General features: G+C 58.4%; 4 protein-coding genes. 3 read left to right on the forward strand and 1 reads right to left on the reverse strand.

The window, feature by feature from the left end; genetic code table 11:
• A partial coding sequence (locus tag AC5JJ6_RS02270) for an alpha/beta fold hydrolase (protein WP_496040487.1) occupies positions 1-324 on the reverse strand: 324 nt, incomplete at its 3' end.
• Positions 325-1,030: 706 nt separating this feature from the next.
• On the opposite strand from AC5JJ6_RS02270, the gene AC5JJ6_RS02275 reads away from it, so the two are divergent.
• The 3 genes from AC5JJ6_RS02275 to AC5JJ6_RS02285 all read left to right on the forward strand — a co-directional run.
• The gene (locus AC5JJ6_RS02275) at positions 1,031-1,264 is read left to right on the forward strand and encodes a hypothetical protein (protein WP_496040488.1); all 234 of its coding nucleotides are present in this window, start codon (positions 1,031-1,033) and stop codon (positions 1,262-1,264) included.
• 130 nt (positions 1,265-1,394) lie between these two features.
• On the forward strand, positions 1,395-2,429 hold the full coding sequence (locus tag AC5JJ6_RS02280) for a helix-turn-helix domain-containing protein (RefSeq protein WP_496040489.1): 1,035 nt from the start codon (positions 1,395-1,397) through the stop codon (positions 2,427-2,429).
• A 30-nt stretch (positions 2,430-2,459) separates the two neighbouring features.
• A partial coding sequence (locus AC5JJ6_RS02285; protein WP_496040490.1) for a Crp/Fnr family transcriptional regulator occupies positions 2,460-3,141 on the forward strand: 682 nt, incomplete at its 3' end.

Here is a 3,141-nt window from a genome sequence, read left to right on the forward strand (position 1 = left end):
GCGGTAGCCGTTGCTCGCCAGGAAGAACATTTGGTCCTCCCAGGCATCGGCGTTGAGCGGCCAGCCATGGCTGAATACCACCGACTGCCCTTGGCCCCAGTCCTTGTAGTAGATTTGCGTGCCGTCCTTGGTCGTGATCGTCGTCATCGCTGATCCTTTCGGTGGCTGGGCGGAAACGGGCTGCGCCGCCGCATAGTCGGGAGTGGCGACTAGGGCCGGAGTCGCCACAGTTGAGGCCGTGAGTAACCATGCGGCACTGGCGAGCATGGTCCGACGTGACGGATTGACGGGATCGAGAGGGAATTCAGCCTGCGTGGTGGACACGTGTTCACTCCCTTAAGGCACAGCGAGCCGAAACGGGAGATGATCTCATCGCGGACGTCCATCGCGGCAGATGCCTGATTGTGTTCCAGTCTCGAGCGGCGGCTTGGGTGCTTGTACTCTTTATTCTGCGGCAGAAAATACCCCCTGTTGCCGGTGTGGTGTTAGAACGCGATTGCGGAAATCTGTCGGCAATTGCGGAATCTTGCTGTTTGGGCCGAGGAAGTGGAATTTCAAGCCGCTCCGTTCATGACTTGAAGAAATCTTTATTACGGCAGGGTGTAAGTGGCTGTGGGGGAATCCTAGAGACGATATCTGCTCGAAGGTATAAAATTGGTGAGTCAACCCGCCTCTGGGGAGCCCGCCTCTGGGGAGCGCGATGAACAACAGTCTCGCTGCGCGCATCAAGATCTTATTTGTGCATATTAGCAACCCTGACCTCAACTAATGATTTATATCAGTGTATTCATTTATATTTTGTCTATTAGTTGTACAGGTATTATTCAATCGCATAAGCTAAGTTGGGCTAGTAGCTGGCCTGCAGGTCGATGGGCCTCCTGTCTGGCCGTGAGTCGTAGGGTCACAGCTTTGCCAGTTAGGCTCCCCATTGTGCAATGGCCGACACTGAACTATAATTCAACATGGGCTACCCTGTGGGGAGCAGATCACATGCGCGAACACAGGCAAAGTGGGTGGAAACAGGATGACCATGGCGGGGGAACTGGCGCCATCGGTCAGCGCGCTAGCTGAAATTTTCCAGATCAGGACTGCGCCAGCCTTTATCATGCGCAAGCTCAGCGTTATAAAGATGGCAGTCACCGAGATCCGTTCTGACAATCCGGTGCTCGGACTTATCGATTCCGTTCCCACCGAGGACGCGCTTCTCCTCCGTAAAGACGCTGGAATTCTTCTTTCAACGTGGTGCCAGGTGACGGAGGGGTGAACAGTTACATTTGTACAGCCTTGATCACTCAGTTGACGAACACCCACCCTCTGTATTGAAGTAACCACTGCCTGTGATCGTCGACGTACATTCTGGCATCTACAGCGGATCGCGTTAAATCTGGATCGCTTTGGAGCGTGATGTCGCCCAGCAATGCGAGGACACTGGTACGGGCGCTTCAAATTTAGCGCACGTCGCTGTAGTTTCCAGTAACGAGTTCCAGCGACGAATGTCGCACGGTGTTCCAAGCAACACAGAGGTGCAGATGGGCCTAGATCATGCCGTCGACCTGCGATTTCATCACCGCTCGATGTCCGAAACCTTGCGGCTAGACTACCGGTGGGACACGTTGCTGGCTGAGCATGTTACCATATTGCGTCCGAAGCCACACGACTTCACCCTTCAAAGCAGCCACCACTACGTCGCTTTGTTGAATGCCTATCGCAAGGACGGGGAAACCATCGTCGATAGCCTGCCGCGATCAACTTTGCGGAACGGCCGAGGTAAGCTGATTTTCATCCCAGCCGGCTGCCGACTGCAGGGATGGGCGCAACCGGCAACGAGCCCAATAGCGTTCACGGCTGCCTATATCGATCCATCGGTGTGCACATGGCCGAACGATGGGACTGGTGAGTTGGTCCCGATGCTGCATTTCGAGCACCCGTTTTTGGGGCAGATGATGATGCGCCTGCAGCAAATTCTAGCGCAGCCGGAAATACATACTCGCATATATATGGAGTCGTTCGCCGTGATCCTAATCTCGGAAATCATGCGCAGTCAGGCGATCGGCCTGTCACAGACCCGCGGCGGCGCTGGCGGGCTGTCCCAGGTGAAGGGAGGACTCGCAAGTTGGCGTTGCCGGATCGTCTGCGAGTACATCGAAGACCACCTAGCTGAGGACATCACCCTGGTCGAGTTGGCGGCAATTGCCCAACTCAGCCCCTATCACTTCTGCCGGGCGTTCAAGCAGGCCGTCGGCGAGCCGCCGCATCGCTACCAAATGACCCGCCGCATCGAGCTCGCCAAGGCGCGGTTGGCTGATCCCTCCCTATCCGTCAGCGATGTGGCGGCTGCGGTTGGGTATGGCAGCCCGAGCCGGTTCTCGGCGCTGTTCCGGCAGCTCACCGGCCACTCGCCCCGATCTTACCGGCGGAACTTAGGCTAGAGTTTGTCCCAACGGTTAAGGAAGCTGATCATGACTGCCACAGGACCGTCGATCAACGAGACCCGCCGGGAGCAGGTTTTCCCTGTGCTGAACGGGGTTGAAATCCAGCGTCTGCGCCGGTTCGGCCAGATCCGCCGCTATGTAGCAAGTGAAATCCTGTGCAGGATCGGCGATGTCGGCCATGGTCTCACGGTGGTTCTGGCTGGGCGGGTGGAGATCAGCCAGACTGAGGCTGGACAGCGCCGGCTGATCACCACGCACGAGGCGGGGGAGTTTATCGGCGAGATCGCCCAGCTCTCGGGCCGGCCTATGATAGTTCAGGCCGATGCCATCGAGCCTGTGGAGGCCTTGATCATCCCGCCCGAGAATCTGCGGGCCGTGCTGGTCGCCGAAGCGGAGCTTGGCGAACGCATCATGCGGGCGCTGATCCTGCGCCGCATGGGGCTGCTGGAGTTGGGCACCGGCGGGCCGGTGATCGTCGGGTCTTCGGGTCACGGCGACGTGCTGCGGCTGGCCGGGTTCCTGTCGCGCAACGGTCATCCCCACCAGAGCCTGGATCCGGCCATCGATCCGGAGGCGAGGGCGCTCGTCGAGCGGTTTGGCGTCGGTCCCGATGAGCTGCCGATCGTGCTGTGCCCGGATGGGCGCCTGCTTCGCAACCCAAGCGAGCATGAGCTAGCTCGCTGCCTTGGTCTGGTGGGATCCCTCGATC

The sequence above is a fragment of the Skermanella sp. genome (assembly GCF_059503625.1).